This window comes from Vibrio sp. 704 (assembly GCF_033339295.1).
In genome coordinates this window covers 100052-117450 of sequence record NZ_JAWOUH010000008.1, presented here as the reverse complement: position 1 = coordinate 117450, position 17399 = coordinate 100052, and the positions used below count along the sequence as shown (strand labels likewise).

At 44.5% G+C, this 17399-nt stretch carries 15 protein-coding genes; 9 read left to right on the top strand and 6 right to left on the bottom strand.

The genetic code is table 11. The features are described from left to right. Positions 1–19 precede the first annotated feature (19 nt). Entirely contained in the window at positions 20–550 is a 531-nt protein-coding gene (gene hpt / locus R7R24_RS13385) for a hypoxanthine phosphoribosyltransferase (protein WP_005379995.1), read from the bottom strand. A 319-nt stretch (positions 551–869) separates the two neighbouring features. On the opposite strand from hpt, the gene opaR reads away from it, so the two are divergent. After that, positions 870–1484, top strand: coding sequence for a transcriptional regulator OpaR (gene opaR, locus R7R24_RS13380; protein ID WP_005379994.1), 615 nt, complete (start codon positions 870–872; stop codon positions 1482–1484). Between the two features lie 138 nt (positions 1485–1622). Here the strand turns inward: opaR and lpdA are convergent, their stop codons facing one another. The 5 genes from lpdA to ampD form a co-directional block, all read right to left on the bottom strand. Then, positions 1623–3050 carry a dihydrolipoyl dehydrogenase gene (lpdA, locus tag R7R24_RS13375; protein ID WP_005379993.1) on the bottom strand — a complete coding sequence of 476 codons (1428 nt, stop codon included), beginning with the start codon at positions 3048–3050 and terminating at the stop codon, positions 1623–1625. A 267-nt stretch (positions 3051–3317) separates the two neighbouring features. After that, positions 3318–5210, bottom strand: a complete 1893-nt coding sequence (gene aceF, locus R7R24_RS13370) for a pyruvate dehydrogenase complex dihydrolipoyllysine-residue acetyltransferase (protein ID WP_318119513.1) — start codon at positions 5208–5210, stop codon at positions 3318–3320. 19 nt (positions 5211–5229) lie between these two features. Further along, positions 5230–7893: a pyruvate dehydrogenase (acetyl-transferring), homodimeric type gene (gene aceE, locus R7R24_RS13365; protein ID WP_005386612.1), complete on the bottom strand. Its 2664-nt coding sequence runs from the start codon at positions 7891–7893 to the stop codon at positions 5230–5232. A gap of 48 nt (positions 7894–7941) precedes the next feature. After that, the gene (pdhR, locus tag R7R24_RS13360; RefSeq protein ID WP_005379989.1) at positions 7942–8709 is read right to left on the bottom strand and encodes a pyruvate dehydrogenase complex transcriptional repressor PdhR; all 768 of its coding nucleotides are present in this window, start codon (positions 8707–8709) and stop codon (positions 7942–7944) included. Between the two features lie 405 nt (positions 8710–9114). Next, positions 9115–9666: a 1,6-anhydro-N-acetylmuramyl-L-alanine amidase AmpD gene (gene ampD, locus R7R24_RS13355; RefSeq protein WP_005386614.1), complete on the bottom strand. Its 552-nt coding sequence runs from the start codon at positions 9664–9666 to the stop codon at positions 9115–9117. Positions 9667–9758: 92 nt separating this feature from the next. Here ampD and nadC point away from each other — a divergent pair, with 92 nt between their 5' ends. The 8 genes from nadC to yacG all read left to right on the top strand — a co-directional run bounded on the left by nadC (position 9759) and on the right by yacG (position 16955). Next, complete coding sequence (gene nadC, locus R7R24_RS13350; RefSeq protein WP_005379983.1) at positions 9759–10646, top strand: carboxylating nicotinate-nucleotide diphosphorylase; 888 nt, start codon at positions 9759–9761, stop codon at positions 10644–10646. 263 nt (positions 10647–10909) lie between these two features. Continuing rightward, positions 10910–11344 (top strand): type IV pilin protein, encoded by a 435-nt coding sequence (locus tag R7R24_RS13345; RefSeq protein WP_054579077.1) that lies wholly within the window; start codon positions 10910–10912, stop codon positions 11342–11344. A gap of 8 nt (positions 11345–11352) precedes the next feature. Then, the gene (pilB, locus tag R7R24_RS13340) at positions 11353–13038 is read left to right on the top strand and encodes a type IV-A pilus assembly ATPase PilB (protein ID WP_054579076.1); all 1686 of its coding nucleotides are present in this window, start codon (positions 11353–11355) and stop codon (positions 13036–13038) included. Between the two features lie 23 nt (positions 13039–13061). Then, positions 13062–14285: a type II secretion system F family protein gene (locus tag R7R24_RS13335; RefSeq protein ID WP_005379974.1), complete on the top strand. Its 1224-nt coding sequence runs from the start codon at positions 13062–13064 to the stop codon at positions 14283–14285. 64 nt (positions 14286–14349) lie between these two features. After that, positions 14350–15219 (top strand): prepilin peptidase, encoded by an 870-nt coding sequence (locus R7R24_RS13330; RefSeq protein ID WP_054579075.1) that lies wholly within the window; start codon positions 14350–14352, stop codon positions 15217–15219. After that, on the top strand, positions 15220–15834 hold the full coding sequence (gene coaE / locus R7R24_RS13325; RefSeq protein WP_017635920.1) for a dephospho-CoA kinase: 615 nt from the start codon (positions 15220–15222) through the stop codon (positions 15832–15834). Positions 15835–15861: 27 nt separating this feature from the next. Then, positions 15862–16602 carry a cell division protein ZapD gene (gene zapD / locus R7R24_RS13320; protein ID WP_054579074.1) on the top strand — a complete coding sequence of 247 codons (741 nt, stop codon included), beginning with the start codon at positions 15862–15864 and terminating at the stop codon, positions 16600–16602. Between the two features lie 158 nt (positions 16603–16760). Next, complete coding sequence (gene yacG / locus R7R24_RS13315) at positions 16761–16955, top strand: DNA gyrase inhibitor YacG (protein WP_017635922.1); 195 nt, start codon at positions 16761–16763, stop codon at positions 16953–16955. The last annotated feature ends 444 nt before the right edge of the window (positions 16956–17399 follow it).

Here is a 17399-nt window from a genome sequence, read left to right as displayed (position 1 = left end):
TTAATGCTGCTCTCAATGATTATTCTTGAGGTACAACTTTACCGATGTATGGTAAGTGGCGGTATTTCTGCGCGTAATCAATACCCACACCAACGACAAACTCATCTGGGATTTCGAAACCAATCCAATCCACAGGAACATTCACTTCACGACGAGATGGTTTATCTAGGAGCGTACAAATCGCGATAGACTTCGGCTCACGTAGCGAAAGAATCTCACGGATTTTATTTAGTGTGTTACCAGTGTCAATGATGTCTTCAACAAGCAGAATATCTTTACCTTTGATGTCATCATCCAAATCTTTCAAGATACGAACGTCACGTGAGCTTTCCATCGTATTGCCGTAGCTTGACGCAGTCATAAAATCAACTTGGTGAGTCAGTTCGATAGCACGTGCCAAGTCTGCCATAAATACAAATGAGCCACGCAATAAGCCTACCAACACAAGATCTTCACTACCTTGATAACGCTCTGTAATTTGTTTGCCTAATTCACGAACTCGCTCCTGAACTTCTTGCTCAGAAATCATGACTTCTATTGTATGTTTCATACTGTGCTCAATCTAAATTTGTGGGTTGAGGTAAGTCGCACGCAAACGATCACCTAATCTTACGGCGTGTAGTGTATCACCACGTTCATTGGGTTGAAAGTCACATCCTGTTGCCAAAAAATCTTGGAAGAAGGTCTTAGTTTTATAAAGTTCATAGCTAAATTTATCAATAATAATGACATTACTGTATATAAATTGTTCTACAGATGTTGACCTTGTTCATATGCACCATTACACTCATCACTGCTTTAAGCAACTATTAAAATAATCAATTAGGGGGTTACCCCCAATATCAACTCAAATGGCAAGGAAAATGGATATGGACTCAATTGCAAAGAGACCTAGAACTAGGCTTTCTCCAATTAAGCGTAAGCAACAGCTAATGGAAATCGCATTGGAAGTATTTGCGCGCCGCGGCATCGGTCGTGGTGGTCACGCAGATATCGCAGAAATTGCTCAAGTTTCTGTGGCGACTGTTTTTAACTACTTCCCTACACGCGAAGACTTGGTGGATGAAGTTCTCAATCACGTCGTACGTCAGTTCTCAAACTTCCTATCGGATAACATAGACCTAGACTTACATGCACGTGAAAACATCGCCAATATTACGAATGCGATGATCGAGCTTGTCAGCCAAGACTGTCACTGGCTAAAAGTATGGTTCGAGTGGAGTGCGTCAACACGTGACGAAGTATGGCCATTGTTTGTTTCAACTAACCGTACTAACCAGTTGCTGGTACAAAACATGTTCATTAAAGCAATTGAACGTGGCGAAGTGTGTGACCAGCACGATTCAGAACACTTGGCAAACCTGTTCCACGGTATTTGTTACTCACTGTTTGTCCAAGCGAACCGCGCTAAAGGTGAAGCGGAGCTGAAACACCTAGTGAATTCATACTTAGATATGCTTTGCATTTACAACCGTGAACACTAAAGCTTAGCTCGTAATATATGTCAGCCCACCGTTTGGTGGGTTTTTTATTGTCAGCTAAGCACACATTTATATTCCTATATAACAAGCATAAAAAAACCGCTGCAATGCAGCGGCTTCTATCATTCAGTCAGAAAAAGCTTACTTCTTCTTAACTGCTTTTTTGTTTGGCAGGTCAGTGATTGAACCTTCAAATACTTCAGCAGCTAGACCTACAGACTCGTGTAGAGTTGGGTGAGCGTGGATAGTCAGAGCGATATCTTCTGCATCACAGCCCATCTCAATTGCAAGGCCGATTTCACCAAGTAGTTCACCACCGTTAGTACCAACGATAGCACCACCGATTACGCGGTGAGTTTCTTTGTCGAAGATTAGCTTAGTCATACCGTCTGCACAGTCAGATGCGATTGCGCGACCTGATGCTGCCCATGGGAATGTTGCTACTTCGTACTTGATGCCTTCTTCTTTCGCTTCTTTTTCAGTCTTACCAACCCAAGCCACTTCTGGCTCAGTGTACGCAATTGAAGGAATAACTTTAGGGTCGAAGTAGTGCTTCTTACCAGAGATAACTTCAGCAGCTACGTGACCTTCATGCACACCTTTGTGAGCAAGCATTGGTTGACCAACGATATCACCGATCGCGAAGATGTGAGGAACGTTAGTACGCATTTGCTTATCAACGTTGATGAAGCCGCGCTCGTCAATTTCTAGACCCGCTTTTTCACCGTCGATTAGCTTACCATTTGGTACACGACCGATAGCAACTAGAACCGCATCGTAACGCTCAGCTTCAGCTGGCGCTTTCTTGCCTTCCATTGAAACGTAGATACCGTCTTCTTTTGCTTCAACTGCTGTTACTTTCGTTTCTAGCATTAGCTTGAACTTGTCTTTGATACGCTTAGTAAATACTTTCACGATATCTTTGTCTGCTGCAGGAATTACCTGGTCAAACATTTCAACAACTTCAACTTTAGAACCTAGAGAGTGGTAAACCGTACCCATTTCTAGACCGATGATACCACCGCCCATGATAAGCAGTTTTTCTGGCACTTCTTTTAGTTCAAGAGCGTCAGTAGAGTCCCAAATACGTGGGTCTTCATGCGGGATAAATGGCAGTTTGATTGGACGAGAACCAGCCGCAACGATTGCGTTGTCAAAGTTAACAACTGTTGGCTCACCTTCGCCTTCTACAAGGATAGAGTTAGGGCCAGTGAACTTACCGTAACCGTTAACTACTGTTACGTTACGCATCTTAGCCATACCGCTTAGGCCGCCAGTTAGTTGGTTAACAACTTTTTCTTTCCAGATGCGGATTTTGCTAATGTCTGTTTGAGGCTCACCGAACACAACGCCGTGGTCAGCCATCGCTTTCGCTTCTTCAATTACTTTAGAAACGTGAAGCAGTGCTTTAGATGGGATACAACCCACGTTCAGACATACACCGCCAAGCGTGCTGTAACGTTCAACTAGTACAGTTTCAAGACCTAAGTCCGCACAACGGAATGCAGCGGAGTAACCAGCAGGACCAGAACCAAGTACAACAACTTGGGCTTTAATTTCTTTGCTCATTTTGACCTCTTGTAGTCATTATCCCTAACAGGCTGAGTGGGTATCGATTTTTTATGTTTAAGAGAGATTTGTTTTAAACAGTTATTTTCAGACCGCTAACAGTTTACAGAGATGTTAATGGTGTGAAAAGTAAATCAATTTAGCCTGTGAGCTAGACAACAATTCGATTGTGAAAACCCTGAACGAAGCAAGGCTGATAACCAAATTGTCGGTAATTATGATTAGCAGAGGCGGCTAAGTTGCCGCCTCTCATTCATCTAATTTCTATTACAGAACTAGACGACGAATGTCAGATAGACATGAGTTTAGGTAAGTGATGAAGCGCGCACCTTCAGCACCATCGATCACACGGTGGTCGTATGATAGAGACAGTGGAAGTTGTAGACGCGGTTCGAACTCTTTACCGTTCCATACCGGTTTCATTTCTGACTTAGACACACCTAGGATACCAACTTCTGGTGCGTTTACGATTGGAGTAAACGCTGTACCGCCGATACCGCCTAGGCTAGAGATAGTGAAACAGCCACCTTGCATGTCAGCCGCAGTTAGCTTACCAGCACGTGCTTTCTTAGAAACCGCCATTAGCTCTTCAGATAGCTCGTAGATGCCTTTCTTGTTCACGTCTTTAAATACAGGAACAACTAGACCGTTTGGTGTATCTACCGCGATACCAACATTCACGTATTTCTTCAGAATTAGGCTCTCACCGTCTTCTGATAGAGAAGAGTTGAACGCTGGGAACGCTTCAAGCGCTTTAGCTACCGCTTTCATGATGAACACAAGTGGTGTGATCTTCATGCCAGTGTCTTTCTTCGCTTCAATCGCGTTTTGCTCTTTACGGAATGCTTCAAGAGCCGTGATGTCTGCGTTATCCCACTGTGTAACGTGCGGGATCATTACCCAGTTACGGTGTAGGTTTGCGCCAGAGATCTTCTTAATGCGAGATAGCGGTTGAACTTCTGTCTCACCAAACTTGCTGAAGTCCACTTTTGGCCATGGTAGTAGACCAAGAGCCGCGCCGTCGCCTTTGCCAGATGCTGCTGCACCTGCGCCAGACTCAAGACGCTTAAGTGCATCTTTCACGTAAGCTTGAACGTCTTCTTTTAGGATACGGCTCTTACGACCAGAACCTTTAACCTTAGAAAGATTAACGCCAAATTCACGCGCTAGACGACGAACAACTGGAGACGCGTGAGCGTACTCATCGTTTTCTTTGAAATCGCCAGTCGCTGCTGGAGCTGCTTCCGCTGGAGCTTCTGCTTTAGGAGCCGGAGCTGCAGGTGCTGCCGCTTGAGCTGGAGCTGCTGCAGGAGCAGGTGCTGCACCCGCCACTTCGAATACCATGATGAGTGAGCCAGTAGACACTTTGTCGCCAGCTGCAATCTTGATTTCTTTAACTGTGCCAGCGAATGGTGCAGGAACTTCCATAGAAGCTTTGTCACCTTCAACAGTGATTAGAGATTGCTCTTCTTCCACTGTGTCGCCAACCGCAACCATGATCTCAGTAACTTCAACTTCGTCGCCGCCGATATCTGGAACGTTCACTTCTTTTGCCGCAGACGCTGCTGGAGCTGCTGCCGCAGGAGCTTCAGCTGCCGCTGGTGCTGCTGGAGCGCCTGAACCTGCTGTTTCGAATACCATGATAAGTGAGCCAGTCGATACTTTATCGCCTGCTGCAACTTTGATCTCTTTTAGAGTACCTGCGAATGGCGCTGGAACTTCCATAGAAGCTTTGTCGCCTTCAACAGTTAGAAGAGATTGCTCTTCTTCGATGCTGTCGCCAACGGCAACCATGATTTCAGTAACTTCTACTTCATCACCACCGATGTCTGGTACGTGAACTTCTTTTAGTTCTGCCGCTGCTGCTGGAGCTGGAGCTGCTGCTGGAGCTGCTTCTGCCGCAGGAGCAGGTGCAGCGTCAGCTGCACCCTCGGCTTCGAAAATCATGATTAGAGAACCAGTAGAAACCTTGTCGCCTTCTGCAACTTTGATTTCTTTAACGATACCCGCTTGAGAAGCAGGAACTTCCATAGAAGCTTTATCGCCTTCAACTGTGATCAGAGATTGCTCTTCTTCAACCTTGTCGCCAACGCTTACAAGAATCTCAGTAACTTCAACCTCATCCGCACCGATGTCTGGTACATTAATTTCGATTGCCATTTCTTATCTACCTTCTTAATTAAGCGTATAGCGGGTTTGTTTTCTCTGTGTCGATGTCGAATTTCTTAATTGCTTCTGCAACTACAGATTTCTCAACTTCGCCACGTTTCGCTAGTTCAGTTAGCGCTGCTACTACTACGTAACCTGCGTTCACTTCGAAGTGACGACGTAGGTTTTCACGGCTGTCTGAACGACCGAAGCCATCAGTACCAAGAACTTTGAAAGACTCAGCAGGAATGTATGCACGAACCTGCTCTGCGTAGTTCTTCATGTAGTCAGTTGCTGCGATAGCAGGTTCAGTACCCATTACTGTTTGGATGTAAGGTACTTTCGCTTCCGCTTCTGGGTGAAGCATGTTGAAACGCTCTGCATCTTGGCCATCGCGAGTTAGTTCGTTGAATGACGTTACCGAGTAAACATCAGAAGCAACACCGTAATCTTCGCTTAGGATTTGAGCTGCTTTACGTACTTCATTCATGATAGTACCAGAGCTCATTAGCTGAACTTTCGCTTTGTCGCCCGTGTAAGTTTCTAGCTTGTAGATACCTTTACGGATGCCTTCTTCAGCGCCTTCTGGCATTGCTGGCATTGCGTAGTTTTCGTTCATTAGCGTTAGGTAGTAGAACACGTTTTCTTGTTCTGGACCGTACATGCGACGGATACCGTCTTGCATGATTACTGCTACTTCGTACGCGAATGTTGGGTCGTAAGAAATACAGTTAGGAACCGTACCCGCCAAAATGTGCGAGTGGCCGTCTTCGTGCTGTAGACCTTCACCGTTCAACGTTGTACGACCCGCAGTTGCACCTAGTAGGAAACCACGTGCTTGTTGGTCACCAGCCATCCACGCCATGTCGCCAACACGTTGGAAGCCGAACATTGAGTAGTAGATGTAGAACGGGATCATTGGTAGGTCGTTTGTCGAGTATGAAGTCGCAGCAGCAACCCATGAAGACATAGCACCTAGCTCGTTGATACCTTCTTGTAGAACCTGACCTGAAGTCGCTTCTTTGTAGTAAGAAACAACGCCACGGTCTTCTGGTGTGTAAGTTTGACCGTGCGGGTTGTAGATACCGATTTGACGGAACAGACCTTCCATACCGAATGTACGTGCTTCGTCAGCAATGATAGGAACGATGTTCTTACCAATGTTCTTGTTCTTAAGTAGAACGTTTAGTGCACGTACGAATGCCATAGTAGAAGAGATATCACGCTTCTGTTCTTCTAGTAGTGGCTTGAATTCTTCTAGCTCAGGAACGATGAATTCTTGAGTGAATTTTGGTAGACGCTGTGGCGTGTAGCCGTGTAGCGCTTTACGACGAGCGTGTAGGTATTCGTACTCTTTTGAACCTTCTTCAAGTTTCAGGTACGGAAGTTCTTTCACTGCTTCGTCAGTTAGGATGTCTTGAAGACCTAGACGGTCACGTAGGTGTAGTACGTGAGTCATGTCCATCTTCTTAACTTGGTGCGCGATGTTCTTACCTTCAGCCGCTTCACCCATGCCGTAACCTTTAACAGTCTTAGCTAGGATTACTGTTGGACGACCTTTAGTTTCTGCCGCGTTTTTGTATGCCGCGTATAGCTTAGAAGACTCGTGACCACCACGCTTAAGTGCGAAGATTTCGTCATCAGTCATGTCAGCAACAAGTGCAGCTGTCTCTGGGTACTTACCAAAGAAGTGCTCACGTACGTACGCGCCGTCTTTTGATTTGAATGTTTGGTAGTCGCCGTCGATCGTTTCATTCATAAGCTGCAGAAGCTTACCAGTCGTATCTTTAGCTAGTAGTGAATCCCAGTTGTTACCCCAGATTACCTTCACTACGTTCCAACCAGCACCTTTGAACAGACCTTCAAGTTCTTGAATGATCTTACCGTTACCCATTACAGGGCCATCTAGACGCTGTAGGTTACAGTTGATTAGGAAGCATAGGTTGTCTAGTTTCTCACGCGCAGCGAAAGAGATCGCACCACGTGATTCTGGCTCATCCATCTCACCGTCACCTAGGAACGCGTAAACGCGCTGCTCTGAAGTATCTTTAAGACCACGGCCTTCTAGGTACTTAAGGAAACGAGCTTGGTAGATAGAAGCGATTGGACCTAGGCCCATCGATACTGTCGGGAACTGCCAGAATTCAGGCATCAGTTTAGGGTGCGGGTATGAAGGAATACCTTTGCCGTCTACTTCTTGACGGAAGTTGTCTAGCTGCTCTTCAGTTAGACGACCTTCAACGAATGCACGTGAGTAGATACCTGGTGAAATGTGACCTTGGTAGTAAACTAGGTCGCCACCATCCTTCTCGTTTGGTGCACGGAAGAAGTGGTTGAAACATGTCTCGTAGAACGCAGCAGAAGACTGGAAAGACGCCATGTGGCCGCCTAGCTCTAGGTCTTTCTTAGATGCACGTAGAACGATCATGATAGCGTTCCAACGAATAATTGAGCGAATACGACGCTCAAGTGTTGTGTCACCTGGGTATGCTGGTTCTTGGTCTGCAGGAATCGTGTTGATGTAGTTAGTTGTGATACCTGTTGGCATATCAACACCGTCTAGACGTGCTTTATCTAGAACTTGCTCTAATAGGAATTGAGCACGCTCTAGACCTTCTTCACGTACAACTGACTCAAGCGCTTGTAGCCATTCTTGAGTTTCCAGTGCATCTACGTCATGCTTCATATCAGACATGGCGATCTATCCTTCTGTTGGTTGGATCTACTTATTTAAGTAACGCTCTTACGAGTCATTACCCTGCTGAATTCGACGTAGAGAACGCTCTCGTCGAGACTCTTCTCGAGTCAAATCCAACAATGTTTCTTCGATGTAAGCCAAGTGCGAGTGGGACATTTCTCGCGCCTTTTCAGGCTGACCAGAAACAATCGCATCCACGATATTGGCTCGGTGTTTACTGACTTTCTCGACCGCTTCTGGGCGGCGACGTAGTAATTTAAAATTTTGTAGAATATTTTGCTCAAGCAAAGGTGCTAAGCTTCGAACAATGTGCAACAAAACCACGTTGTGCGCGGCTTCTGTCAAAGCGATCAAAAATTGCATTACTTCCGCAGATTCAGCTTCGATATCGTTGTTTGCTTGCTCTTGGCTAATGCGCTCAAGGCAACCTTGAATACGCGCAAAATCTTCTTCGGTACCACGTAAAGCTGCAAAGTAGGCTGAAATTCCTTCCATCGCATGACGAGACTCAAGCACATCAAGCTGGGTTTCAGAATGACTAGACAACAAATTCAACAAGGGATCTGAAAAGCTCTTCCAGATATTCTCACTTACGAATGTTCCGCCACCTTGGCGACGAGTCAACAAACGCTTCGCTTCCAAGCGTTGAATGGCTTCTCGGACTGAAGGACGAGACACATCGAACTGTTTTGCCAGTTCACGCTCTGGAGGCAGTTGTTGCCCCGGAGACAATGTTCCTTCCACTATCAACCTTTCTAACTCTTGTTCTATAACATCAGAGAGTTTTGGCTGACGAATCCTTTGATAAGCCATAATTTATTGTTCTTCTACTCTTGCAGGTAATTGGTAATACCAATTTTAAGTTGGTGCAGAAATTAACATAATTAAAACGCCACTGTCCAGCCGAAAATTGACCTAAATCATAGAACGAGCTTACTTCCAACACTCTGATAACAATCGACTGTTAAAACAGCAATAGAATTGGTATGACCAATTACATAAAGCATACAAATGGGAAGTCGACGTGCTAGCAGTTTTGGAAAAGAAATACAGAAAATGACAAAATTATCAGTCTATTTATTCACCAAAACGGCATGTACGAGCGTAAAAATGTAGTTAACTTTTAACAATCATTAATATTTCTGGTATCAAAAAAAGGCATACCTGATCGTATGCCTTATTTATTTCGCTTTTTTGAATTTACACTTTCGCTACAAATCAACGCTGTATAAGCAGTCTATATTTCACCCAATCAAAGCTTAGACCAGGATCGCTTTTTCTCAAGGGCGCAATATATTGATGACCGGTAATTCGTGGCGGGGTGATTTGAGGATAAGACTGCATAATCACTTCAGTGATCTCTGCAAGTGATTGATATTGCGCTTCTGTATAGGCAGTAAATTCTGTCCCTTCAAGCTCGATACCAATGGAATAGTCATTACAACGCTCCCTGCCCGCGAAACTGGATTGACCGGCATGCCATGCTCTATCGAGAAAAGAAACAAATTGAACAACCTCGCCGTTTCTTTTAATCAAGCAATGTGCAGAAACGCCCATTTTGTGAATAACTTCAAAAAATGGATGTTCATTTGGGTCTAGCTTGCCAGTGAAGAAGTCCTCTATATATGGTCCACCAAACTGCCCAGGAGGCAAACTGATGTTATGTACCACCAGCAGAGAGATGTCGTTTACATCAGAGCGTGCATCAAAAAATGGTGACGGAACATGCTTTGCCTGTGTCAGCCAGCCATTCTCGATAATTGGGCGCATATCAACCTCTCTACTTTTCAAATTAACTGCTGAAATTATTGACACCGGAGAGTATCATTCGTTGCCATCTCCCTTTCAAGACAAGATTTGCGATGAAGAACACACACAACATTCAAGAACGCCTAGAATACCTTAAACAACAACTCCCTTTAGAGATCACTCGCTCTGTCGCTGATACCTTAAAAGAAGATCTAGGTGGCAGTGTCGACGCAGATAACGACATTACTGCATCTTTGATCCCTGCCGATGCGGTTAATACCGCAACGATTATTACTCGTGAGCATGGTGTGTTCTGTGGTCAAGCATGGGCTGATGAAGTTTTTAAACAGCTCGGTGGCAAGGTCAGCATTGAATGGCACGTAAAGGACGGCGATAAAGTCGAACCTAACCAAACCCTTTGCACGCTGACAGGCCCTGCTCGTGACTTGTTGACTGGTGAGCGTAACGCAATGAACTTCATCCAAACGCTGTCTGGCTGCGCAACAGTTACCGCAGAGTACGCTGAAAAAATCGCGCATACTGAGTGTCGTCTACTCGACACACGCAAAACCATTCCTGGTCTGCGTAGCGCACTAAAATACGCCGTGACGTGTGGTGGTGGCTTTAACCATCGCATCGGCGTGTTCGACGCTTACCTCATTAAAGAAAACCACATTATTGCTTGTGGTGGCATCACTCAAGCCATCCAAAAAGCGAAAGAGCTTAACCCAGGCAAACCGGTAGAAGTCGAAACGGAAAGCTTAGAAGAGTTGAAACAAGCGATAGAGGCTGGTGCCGACATCATCATGCTCGATAACTTCACAAAAGAAATGATGCGTGAAGCCGTAGCGATTAACGCAGGTCGTGCCGCTTTAGAGAACTCCGGCAACATTACGCTAGAGACCATCGCAGAATACGCAGAAACCGGTGTCGATTACATTTCGGTAGGCGCGTTGACTAAGCATCTAAAAGCGATGGATCTTTCGATGCGCTTCAAATAATAAAAGCAACACAATCTCAATTACTTCAACTAACTCAGTGAGTTGTGAGTAACTCATCATTTAAAAGGGCCAATTGGCCCTTTCTTTTTATCCACTAAAAAAAATAGTACTACTCGCAAAACTCTGCATGCGATATGCAACTTTTCACCAAAGAGTTTTATCTCACTCGAGAGCCCATCTCTTCCCCATTTTCAACCCACTTTAACTCTCCATAATCTTTCGCTAATGCAAGAGCATTATTAATTTTTAGGAAAGGGTTAAAAATGAAAAACAGTAAACAAAAAAAACAACAGGGTTTTACTCTGATTGAATTAATGATTGTGGTGGCGATTATTGGAGTGTTATCAGCAGTCGCAATCCCTGCATATAAAAGTTATGTGACAAAAAGCGAATTGGCCTCTGGCGCAACTACAGTTAGAAACCTTCTAACAAACATTGATATGTACCAACAGGAAAATGGGACATATGTAGGAATGACACTACCTAAAGTTGGCGCATCTACAACTATGAGCGGACTTGGAGACTTAGCACTAGCTAATTTAACGGTGAGCTCAGCAGATGCTACTTTCACATTTGATAACTCTTCAGTAAACACCGCCGTTATAACGTACAGTAAATCGTCTTCAGGCTGGACATGTTTAATTACTCCAAACAGTGCAACAGCAATTACCGCAGAAACTCGACCAAAAGGCTGCTGATAACATAAATGTTAACAAATCTCTCAACAATTCTTCGCCAAAAAGGGTTACTGACCTTTTCCCAAGAAGAATCGTTAATAGAGCAAATCAAAGCTTCTGGCATTTCGATGCCAGAGGCTTTACTCAGTTCTGGATTATTTACATCAAGCGAACTCGCTGAGCACTTAAGTTCTCTCTTTGGTTTAAATCAGCCCGAGTTATCTCAGTACGAGTATGCTTCGCTTTGTCAGCAACTTGGCCTTAGGGAATTAATCACGCGGCATAACGCACTCCCACTCCAGCGTACGTCTTCAACGTTATTATTAGCGGTTGCCGACCCCACCAACCAACAAGCAGAAGATGATTTTCGCTTTGCCACTGGTTTACAGGTTGAATTGGTCTTGGGGGATTTTAGTCAACTCAGCGCGGCAATTCGACGCTTGTATGGTCGTTCATTGAGTCATGAGAAGTCCGGGTTAAAAGAGATCAACCAAGAAGAGTTAGCCAACCTAGTTGACGTGGGCGCAGATGAAATCGACAACATTGAAGACTTGAGCCAAGATGAGTCTCCTGTTAGCCGTTACATCAACCAAATTCTATTGGACGCTGTGCGCAAAGGCGCATCCGATATCCACTTTGAGCCTTATGAAAAGATGTACCGCGTGCGCCTGCGCTGTGATGGCATCTTAATTGAAACACAGCAGCCACCAAGCCACTTGAGTCGCCGCTTATCCGCTCGTATCAAAATCCTCTCTAAGCTTGATATTGCAGAGCGACGTTTACCACAAGATGGGCGTATTAAGCTCAAGTTGAATCAAGACACCGCAATTGATATGCGTGTATCCACGCTACCTACTCTATTCGGAGAGAAAATTGTACTACGACTGCTCGACAGCAGCTCTGCGTCACTGGATATCGACAAGCTTGGTTATAGCGAACAACAAAAACAATTGTACTTGGATGCGCTGCGTCGCCCACAAGGCATGATTCTGATGACAGGCCCAACTGGGAGCGGGAAAACCGTTTCTCTGTACACTGGGCTGAGTATTCTCAATAAACCAGAAATCAACATTTCCACGGCAGAAGACCCAGTAGAAATTAACTTATCGGGCATTAACCAAGTTCAAGTTCAGCCTAAGATTGGTTTTGGTTTTGCCGAAGCCCTGCGCTCTTTTCTTCGTCAAGACCCCGATGTGGTCATGGTCGGTGAGATTCGTGACTTAGACACTGCGGAAATCGCCATAAAAGCATCGCAAACCGGTCACTTAGTACTTTCAACCTTGCATACCAATTCTGCGGCTGAAACGGTTATTCGTTTATCAAACATGGGCGTAGAAAGCTTTAACTTGGCCTCATCTCTTAGTTTGATTATTGCCCAGCGCTTAGCCCGTAAACTGTGCTCGCACTGCAAACAATCACAAGAGCTTACCGTTCAGCTACAACATCTCGGAATTCAAGCAAGCGACAACATTTTTAAAGCCAATCCCGATGGATGCAATGAGTGTACCCATGGTTATTCTGGCCGAACGGGGATTTATGAAGTGATGCGCTTTGATGAATTTCTTTCCGAAGCGCTTATTAAAGGCGCGTCGGTACATGAACTAGAAAAACTCGCCATCGCAAATGGTATGAGCACGTTACAAATGTCGGGCATAGAAAAACTCAAACAAGGGATCACAAGTTTTAGTGAACTACAGCGCGTACTTTATTTTTAATCCTTTAATCAGCAGTCACCTCTATGAAAACCACTACACCACAACTTAAAAACTTCCGCTGGAAAGGCATCAACAGTTCAGGCAAAAAGACGTCTGGACAAACTCTCGCGATGACAGAAATTGAAGTACGCGAGCGTCTAGACGCACAGCACATCAAGATCAAGAAGTTAAAGAAAAGCAGTATTTCGTTTCTCACTAAACTCAGCCATCGCGTGAAAGCCAGAGACATCACGGTGTTTACCCGTCAGATTTCGACGATGTTGATAACCGGTGTGCCCTTAGTTCAGGCTTTAAAATTGGTTTCAGAAAATCATAAAAAAGCAGAGATGAAATCCATTTTGATGAGCGTGACACGCGCCGTTGAAGCGGGGACGCCCATGTCAAAAGCCATGCGCACTGCAAGTGAACACTTTGACCCACTCTATACCGATCTTATCGCCACAGGTGAGCAATCCGGTAACTTAGCAGAAGTGTTCGAGCGCTTAGCCACCTACCGAGAAAAAAATGAACAACTCCGTGCGAAAGTGATCAAAGCACTGATTTACCCAGCCATGGTAGTGCTAGTAGCGTTAGGCGTGTCGTTTATCATGCTCACCAAAGTCATTCCCGAGTTTGAAAAAATGTTTGTTGGTTTTGGTGCTGACTTACCTTGGTTTACGAGGCAAGTATTAGATCTTTCCGCCTGGACACAAAACTGGAGTCCGTTTATCGCACTAGGCTCCATTAGTTTATTCATCTCGGCGAGAATCCTCTCTAAGCGTTCAGATTCTTTTCGCTTAACGCTCAATCGATCTGTGCTTAAATTTCCTGTCCTTGGGCCTGTATTATCAAAAGCAGCGATCGCCAAATTTAGTCGAACACTCGCCACAAGCTTTACAGCGGGCATTCCAATTCTAACCAGTTTAAAAACTACATCAAAAACATCAGGAAACTTGCACTATCAACTCGCCATAGAAGAAGTTTACCGTGATACCGCCGCAGGTATGCCAATGTATGTAGCCATGCGCAACTGTAATGTGTTCCCTGAATTGGTGTTACAAATGGTTATGATCGGTGAAGAGTCTGGTCGACTTGACGATATGCTCAATAAAGTTGCAACAATCTACGAGTTTGAAGTCGACAACACCGTCGACAACCTTAGTAAAATTCTAGAGCCACTAATTATCGTTTTTTTAGGTATCGTTGTTGGCGGATTAGTGACAGCAATGTACTTGCCAATCTTTAACTTAATGAGTGTATTGGGCTAGAATGAGCTGTTAACTCCTTTAAAACAGCATCTTGCTGATTTCACTCATCGCTCAAGAGACAAATATGGAAGTATTCCAGTACTACCCTTGGCTATTCGTTGTGTTTGCCACCATCTTCGGTCTTATCGTGGGTAGCTTCCTCAATGTGGTTATTTATCGACTACCTAAAATCATGGAACTAGAATGGCGACGCGAATGTGCCGAGTCATTTCCTGAATACAAAATAGAACCTCCTAAAGAAGTGCTGACCTTGAGCGTCCCACGCTCCTCCTGCCAGAAATGCGCAACACCGATACGTATTCGCGACAACATTCCTGTGATTAGCTGGCTGCTTTTAAAAGGCAAATGTCACAACTGTCAGACAACCATTAGCACACGCTATCCACTGATTGAACTGCTCACTGCATTCTGCTCAGGCTTTGTCGCTTACCACTTTGGTTTTAGTTACTTTACCGTTGCACTACTCTTTTTCACTTTTATCTTAATCGCTGCAACATTTATCGATCTCGATACTATGTTGTTACCTGACCAATTAACATTACCATTAACTTGGGCTGGCATTGCCTTAGCATTAGTCGAAATAAGTCCTGCTACTCTACAAGATTCTGTCATTGGTGCTATTGCTGGTTACCTATGTCTCTGGTCCGTTTACTGGGGCTTTAAGCTACTTACTGGTAAAGAAGGAATGGGATATGGTGATTTTAAACTACTAGCAGCACTAGGGGCTTGGCTAGGTTGGCAGTCACTGCCGATGATCATTCTACTTTCTTCTGTGGTTGGCATCGTATTTGGCATCATTCAACTACGCTTGCAAAAGCAGGGAATTGAAAAAGCTTTCCCTTTCGGTCCTTACTTAGCAATTGCTGGTTGGATAAGCTTAATTTGGGGCGAGCAAATTTTAAACTGGTACTTTACTTCAGTTCTAGGAGTGTAAATGGCTTTGGTTATTGGTTTAACAGGCGGTATCGCTAGTGGAAAAACAACCGTCGCGAATCTGTTCAAACAACAATTTAAAATCGATATCGTCGATGCCGACATTGTAGCAAGAGAAGTTGTCGAGCCAGGTACTCCCGGCCTAAACGCGATTATTGAACACTTTGGTCACGATATCGTTCGTGAAGACCAAACTTTAGATCGCGCAAAGCTGAGAGAAAAAATCTTTTCGAATTCAGATGAAAAAGCATGGCTCAACGCACTGTTGCACCCGATAATTCGTGAAAAGATGATCGAAGATTTGCAGCAAGTCACTTCAGAGTATGCGTTACTTGTGGTGCCGTTGCTCGTAGAAAACAAGCTAGATAGTTTGTGTGATCGCGTTCTTGTCGTCGATGTAGAACCGAATACACAGATATCTCGCACGATGAAACGAGACAATGTGAGTGAAGATCAAGTTCGCGCCATCCTTGCCTCTCAAGCATCAAGAGAGCAAAGGCTCGCGCTTGCAGACGATGTGGTTAAGAATAATCCAAGTGACCCTGATCTTTTGCTTCAAATCACAGATTTGCACGAAAAGTACCTAGCCATGTGTAAGAAAAATCTGCGAAAATAGGAACGAAACTCACAAAGGCTTATGTCGATGACCACGCACAAATTTGAACATCCGTTAAATGAGAAAACTCGTATTTATCTAAGAGTGGAGTCTCTGCTGCGTCAGGCTCACTTGGCCTCTGGGTTTAGCGAAAATCATCAGTATCAACTGTTTTTCCGTGCGTTATTCGATATGGTTGAGATCTTCGAACAAATCCAACTGAAAAGTGAACTGGCTAAAGATCTTGAGAAGCAGCGGCTGTCGTACCGCCATTGGCTCAATGTTGATGGTGTCGATCAAGACGCATTAAATACCCTACTACAAGAGATAGATGTCGTTCATAGCCAACTAATGGGTGCTGAACGTTTTGGCCAAGCATTAAAAGAAGATCGCTTCCTAAGCTCTATCCGTCAACGCTTTAATCTACCGGGTGGTTCATGCTGTTTTGATCTGCCAGCATTACACTACTGGCTTCATCTACCTATTGAACGTAAAAAGCGTGATGCACAACAGTGGCAAGCAAGCTTAAAGCCCTTATCTGATGCGCTTTCGTTATGGTTAAAGCTCACTAGAGAGACAGGACATTTCAAAGCTCAAATCGGTCGTGTAGGTTTCTTCCAAAGTGACGCTGATGAAGCCAACATTCTAAGACTTCACATCCCAATGGAATATGGCGTGTATCCTATGATTTCAGGCCATAAAAACCGCTTTGCGATCAAGTTCATGTCGTTTGAAAACGGTCAAGCGTGCACACAAGATATTGAATTTGAACTTGCTGTGTGCAGCTAAGACGACACTACGCCTCGCCTCCATAATCTAAAATTCAACGCTTTATTGCGCTTATATTTGATAAAATTTCGTAGCAGCAATAGCGCGTTGAATAAGCCATCTTTAATTCGTTTAGGTATACTACCCTTTAACACCAATTAGTAATGGGACGCTCAACTATGTCTAAAGTTACCATCGTTCAATGTCCACAATGTGGCGCCGACGTAGAATGGGGAGAACAAAGTCCTCATCGCCCTTTCTGCAGTAAACAATGCCAAATGATTGATTTTGGTGAATGGGCAGATGAAGAAAACACCATCCCAGGCGCACCCGATATGTCCGATAGTGATGGCTGGTCTGAAGACCAGTATTAAATTGAGACCTAGGGTAAAGGAATACCCTAGGTTCCTTCTTGGGGAACCTGAATCACGCTCCGTCGTCGCTGTCCAGAATGACGAATTTGAACCTCGGTGCTATATAATCTTTGACCATCATTTTCCGTCATTCCGAGGAGCCATAGCGACATCAGGAATCTACTCACAGTAAGGATGAAGCTAACAACTTAAACACTTGCATGCTCGACTAGTAGATTCTGAATCACGCTCCTTCGTCGCTGTCCAGAATGACGAATTTTAACCACGGTACTCTATAATCTTTGACCATCATTTCCTGTCATTCCGAGGAGCCATAGCGGCATCAGGAATCTACGCATAGCAAGGATGAAGCTAACAACGTAAACAATTGCATGCTCGACTAGTAGATTCTGAATCACGCTCCTTCGTCGCTGTCCAGAATGACGAATTTTAACCACGGTACTC